This is a genomic window from Elusimicrobiota bacterium, assembly GCA_041658405.1.
In the GTDB taxonomy this organism is placed as follows: domain Bacteria; phylum Elusimicrobiota; class UBA5214; order JBBAAG01; family JBBAAG01; genus JBBAAG01.
Genome location: JBBAAG010000116.1, coordinates 1 through 5,952, shown reverse-complemented (window position 1 = coordinate 5,952; position 5,952 = coordinate 1). Strand labels below are relative to the sequence as shown.

At 37.7% G+C, this 5,952-nt stretch carries 3 protein-coding genes; all 3 read left to right on the top strand.

Annotated features, from left to right (window positions below; genetic code table 11):
* On the top strand, positions 1-381 hold a 381-nt coding region (locus WC955_12790; protein ID MFA5859931.1), incomplete at its 5' end, for a response regulator.
* 18 nt (positions 382-399) lie between these two features.
* Positions 400-2,013 carry a response regulator gene (locus WC955_12785; protein MFA5859930.1) on the top strand — a complete coding sequence of 538 codons (1,614 nt, stop codon included), beginning with the start codon at positions 400-402 and terminating at the stop codon, positions 2,011-2,013.
* The gene (locus WC955_12780) at positions 2,010-5,792 is read left to right on the top strand and encodes a kelch repeat-containing protein (protein ID MFA5859929.1); all 3,783 of its coding nucleotides are present in this window, start codon (positions 2,010-2,012) and stop codon (positions 5,790-5,792) included. Before WC955_12785 ends, WC955_12780 begins: the two co-directional genes overlap by 4 nt.
* The last annotated feature ends 160 nt before the right edge of the window (positions 5,793-5,952 follow it).

The window sequence follows — 5,952 nt, the reverse complement described above, 5'->3', positions numbered from 1 at the left end:
GGCAGGATACTGGTTATGGATGATGAAGAATCTATATTAGCAATAGCAGAGAAAATGCTTGCCAAACTTGGATACGATGTTGTTACTGCCAGGAATGGAGAACAAGCAGTTGAGATATATAAACAGGCGATGCAGTCAGATAAGAAAATCGATGCGGTGATACTGGACTTAACAATAGTCGGCGGGATGAGCGGGAAAGATACTATAGGACAACTGCTAAAAATAGACACGAATGTCAAAGCTATCGTATCAAGCGGGTATTCAACCGACATAGTTGTATCGGAATATGATAAGTACGGGTTTAAAGGTATACTGCCCAAACCATATGAACTGGTTGCAATGTCGCAAGTGTTGAACAAAATATTAGTTAAGTGTAGTTAACGGAGAGGTTAGTTTAGTATGGAAAGCATACGTAAAATTGCCGTAATTGATGATCAGGAAGAAATCTTATCACTCTGCCGCAGGATTTTGGTTAAAGAAGGATACGAAGTTTTTACAAGTAAAGATCCGCAAGAGGTCTTGTCGATAATTAGTAAAGAAAAGTTTGATGTAGTATTGACTGACATGATAATGCCGGGGATTAACGGGCTGGAATTAATTAAGGAAATAAAAAAAAGGGAGCCTTTAACAGCAGTCGTATTAATGACTGGCCAGGGCGATGTTGAGACTGCTGTAAAAGCAATGAGGTATGGCGCGTTTGACTATATACTCAAACCATTTGACAAAAATAAGTTAACCACTCTAATGAAGCTATGTTTATTGCACCAGCAAACGGATACCTCGCTATTAGATAGTATTCTGGAGTTAAACCGGAAAATATTATTTACAAATAAACCTGAACCAGAGCATGATATTTTGAATTATATATTATCAAAAGCGGTTAAACTTTGTAATGCAGATAATGGCGTGATAATGCTGTATGACACTGAGAAAGACAGGCTGTACCCCGGTGCTATCTCAGAATCAAAATATGCGTATAAGCTTTCAGAAATATTATCCTGTTATAATAAGAAGAAAGAAATAGGAAATAGCAGCGCAGCTGTTTTGTTAAATATTGAAAACATTCATAACCCGATCTTGAATTCAGTTATTCCTGAATTCCAAGATTTACCGATAATAAGGTTCCCCCTGCTGTTTGATGAGGTACTCCTTGGAATACTCTGCGTATTTCGTGAATTCGATAAAGCAGAGTTTACGCTGAATGAACTGAATATCTTAAATGCGTTTTCTATGAATGCCGCTATAGCGATCATGGAATGCCGTCATAGCAGCGATCTCCGGACACTGAATAAGCTCAAAGTTGACCTGATAGCAAATGTATCCCATGAACTGCGTATACCTCTTACTGCATTAGGAGGAGCGTTGGAACTATTAATAACTGAGTATAGTAAATACCAGGATGATAAAGATGAAACATTGATAAAAATACTTGGAATACTGCAAAACAATCATACGAGATTGAGTTCATTAGTAAACAACCTCCTTTGTTATTCGCGTTTAATACATAATACCTACAAGGTGGATTTACAGGAATTTTGTATAAAAGAACTCATAGATGAAAGCGTACAACTTATGCTTCCAATAATTGAAAAAAAACAGCAGAAATTATTGGTTAAACTCAATGATCCAATTATTAATATCAAAATGATAGGCGATAAATCCTCGCTTTTACAGGTACTGACTAACCTGATAGATAATGCGGTGAAGTATAGCGAAAAAAATAAAAGTATTGGTATCAATGTTGATATTGTTGAGGGCAACGTATTAATTACTGTCTGGGATCAGGGTATAGGGATCGCACAAGCAGAACATTCTAAAATATTCGAATATTTTTATAGGGTAGATGATTCTTTAACTTCAATGCAGAGCGGTGTTGGAATAGGGTTATCGCTTACAAAAGATATTGTGCGGGCACATCACGGAGAGATACGGGTTATCTCGTCACTAAATAATGGAACTCAAATTATCGTGATACTACCATTGAGGCAAGGGGTTAAGAAAACAGGGGGGTGAATAAAAACAATGTAATATTCCTGTCTTTAATACTTGTATTAATACCTCATCATATTTTTGCGTCAAGGTTTGAGATTTATAATACAACAGAAGGTTTTGGTATGGGCAATATGCAGAATACTGTGGTTTCAAGCACGGGGAATTATGTTACGGTTAGTTTAGTGAATGAATGGATATCCGGGAATATTTATAATACCCCTTATGCCCGCAGATATTCACAGATTATTTATGATGAGCTAACAAAAACAATGCTGGTATACGGTGGGTCAAATAATACTGATGAAGTATATGGAGATATGTGGGAATATAATCCTGCAATTGACCGTTGGGAATTAATAAAACCTGTAACCTCACCTGGTAAAAGATACGGGCATTCAATGTGTTATTTAGGTAACGGAAAAATATTTGTTTTTGGCGGGAAAAACGATTCTAACGAGGTTTATGGAGATACCTGGCTTTATGATAGGAATACGGATATTTGGACTATGATTATTACCACGGGAACCGTACCGGGAAAAAGATTTATGATGAGCGCAGTGTCTACCGACAGCAATACAGTTATACTATTTGGCGGTATTAGCGAGGGACAATATAAACGAGATACATGGTTATTCGATTATAGAACAGGTAAATGGGAAGAAATTGTTATGAGTGTATCACCATCAGCTCGTATGAACGCTATGCTGTGTTACTCGAAAGATGACAATAAATGTGTCCTTTTTGGGGGATATAATACAAGCAAGGAATTGAATGATACATGGACGTTTGATTTACCTACAAAACAATGGTTATCGGTTCAAACAAAAACTGCTCCCGTAGCATGTTCTGATGCGGTTATGGTTTATGATAGATATCTTAGCCGTGCAGTTTTTTTTGGGGGTTCAAAAAGAATTGGTTTATCAAACGACACGTGGTTGTATAACTTAAAAAAAAATGAATGGTCGTATTCGTATACGAAAAAGATGCCGGAGGCACGTTTTGGGCATTGTGGTTGTTATGATAGTAATAGAAAAAGTGTTGTAGTATTTGGAGGATCCGGATCAGAATACCATTCTGATATTTGGAGTTACCATTTTGCTGTTAAAGGGGAGTATACAACACCGCTGTTATACATTAATAAATCTACGGAACTTATATGGGAAAGTGTTACTGTAAAACCACCAAGTGACGCGGTTAATAATAATATCGGTTATAGGGTATCAACTTCCACTAACGGGGTGTTTTGGACCGGATTTTTGGATCGAAACGGTAACGAACTGGATTACTATAACGGTACAGGAATCCCTGTGAGTTTAGGGATGGGAACGAAGAACTATACGCATCTTAAACTAAAATTTTATCTAACCTCTGTTGACCCGCCTCACAGCCCGGAAATTACTGAGGTAAGAATAGTATATAACTGTGCCCCAGAGAAAACTAATACATTACTCCCTAAAGACGGGTTTAGGACAAATACAGAATATATTGAGTTTACTTTTTCCAACTCATCTGATGATGATAATGATGAACTGTTATATGACTTTGAAGTAGACATTTCAACATTATATAGATCCAAATACAAGGTTTCTTTATCGTCAATCACTGAGGGAGCGGGATTCAGCAGGTATACCTTAACGCAGGTACTCAATCCCGGGGTTTGGTACTGGCATGTACGCGCACGGGATACCAGTGATCTTCCGGGAGAATGGTCAAATAATTCGGCAGTAATTATTGACCGTATTGCTCCTGCGGAAGTTACAGGGTTTACAGGTATTTCAGGGCCGGGCCACGGGAATATAACGCTTACATGGGTTTCACCAGGTGATGATGGTACAATGGAAACCGGGGTAGGTGCGGTATACGAAATTGCCGCTTCATCATATACTATTTTTCCTTTTAATCAAGTATGGAATCGTGATGTTACATATAAAGATTCATGGTTTACTATACTTAATCCTTCGGAACGCAATAACTATTTGTTTAGTAACCTTAACGACGATACAACCTATTATGTTTATCTTCGCTCTTGTGATACCGCTGGGAATTATTCAACTACAAGCAGGGCATTGTATGGCATAAAAACTCCCGCCGTGCCAGTTGTTGAAATATTAACACCTAATGCAGATGCGGAATTGAAAGGGGATATAACTATAAACTGGCATTTTTCAGATCCTGATGTTGAAGATACATATTTGACTTCGGTATATATATCAACAAACAACGGGTATAATTTTAGTATTTTAGTTACGAGCGGCATATTTACCTATGATGCACAGGCTACGTGGAATACTAATCACATTGCTAATAATTATGCCAGTATGATAAGAGTGGAAATACGGGATTCATATGGTATGACCGGAATTGCGCAGTCAACTGCAGTATTTAAAGTTTATAATCCCAATTACGCTCCGGTATTGGAAGTAGTAAGCCCGTCGTCCGGTACTAACATTGTCAGCAGAAATTGGACGTTGAGATGGGCGGTAAAAGATAATAATTACGCTGATGATCATTTTATTGATATTTACTATACCATATCCCCTGATGGTGAATGGTTAAATTTAACCACAGAAACTTTGGTAAATACCACCTATTATTTATGGAACACCTATGAATACAATAACGGGTTGTTTTACAAGCTAAAATTTGTAGTCCACGATAGCGGTTATCCTGTAAATTCAGATACTAAGATTACCCGCATATTTACCGTAAATAATAATAATGTGCCTCCGGAAGAGTTTAATTTGAACTATCCATACGAAAATGCGTATGTTAATGCCTCTACTAAAAAGTTTGTATGGGAATCTTCATCAGATAATAACCAGGAAGATAAAGTGAATTATACGCTGCAATACAGTACAACTATGGACTTCAGTAAAGTTACAGAAATTGCTGGGTTAACGACAAACTTTTATATTCCGGATGTTAGCTTTTTGGATGATACAACATATTATTGGCGTGTGAGCGCGTGGGACAGCATGAATTCCTATACGTCAAGTATTCAGGAATACATAAAGTTTTATTCATACAGGTACCGCGTATCAAGTACCGACGGTATGTTTGAAGCGACAGCATTAACCCGTTTACCTGAAGGAGTATATTTATCAATAAGTGTTATACAAAACAAAAATAATGCTCAAACACAGGAAGCTGGGAAGTATACTAACCAGGATCCTATGACAAAAGAATATTCATCTTTGTCTTACCGTTTATACTTAAGCGATGCTGCCGGGCAGGAAGTTTATACAAATGAAAGTATCCGTTTGAGGATTAAAACCAAATATTTGGTAGAACAACAAGGTGTTAAACCGCAATATCTGCGCCTCTGTAAATTAACTCAAAATGAAAAACTCAATGCTGTATGGCGCCGTGCATCCGGAGTACAGTTGGTTGATTCCCAGTCACAAGCATTGTCTTTAGACAATACAGAAGGGTTAGGGACGTATTGTGTCCTGCAATATGCTCCGGAATATCATTTACTTAACGGTTTAACAGCATACCCCAATCCTTTTACTCCGGATAGTCAAAAGTTGAATATCCGATATATCCTTACACGCTCCGCAAAGGTTTCTGTGTACTTATACAACACTGTTGGGGATCTGGTGTATGTAAGAGAAATCCCTGCGGGTAGTTTCGGGGCGGAAGGAACGGAGGAAGGTATGGTTAATGAAATAGAATGGGATGGGTATAACGGCCGGCAAAAAGTTGTAGCTTCCGGCGCGTATTTCCTGAAAATATCGGCAAACGTTCCTAACACTAATGAAGGGAAAAGTTTAATAACTACGATCGCGGTACTTAGATAGGCAGGGTAATATTACTGCAACTGAGAAAGGAATTGTTGTGAAAAAAGAACAAATTGAAATTTTTGTAATGCCCCCCATTAAGTCAAGCATATAAATTAGTAGAAATCAAAGCCTCGTTCTTTTGCCTATTCTCAAACTCTACCGGTGTCATATACCCAAG

Bases quoted from the DNA above. Each gene is read 5' to 3' on its own strand.
- WC955_12785 (MFA5859930.1), top strand. From the start codon at position 400: ATGGAAAGCATACGTAAAATTGCCGTAATTGATGATCAGGAAGAAATC.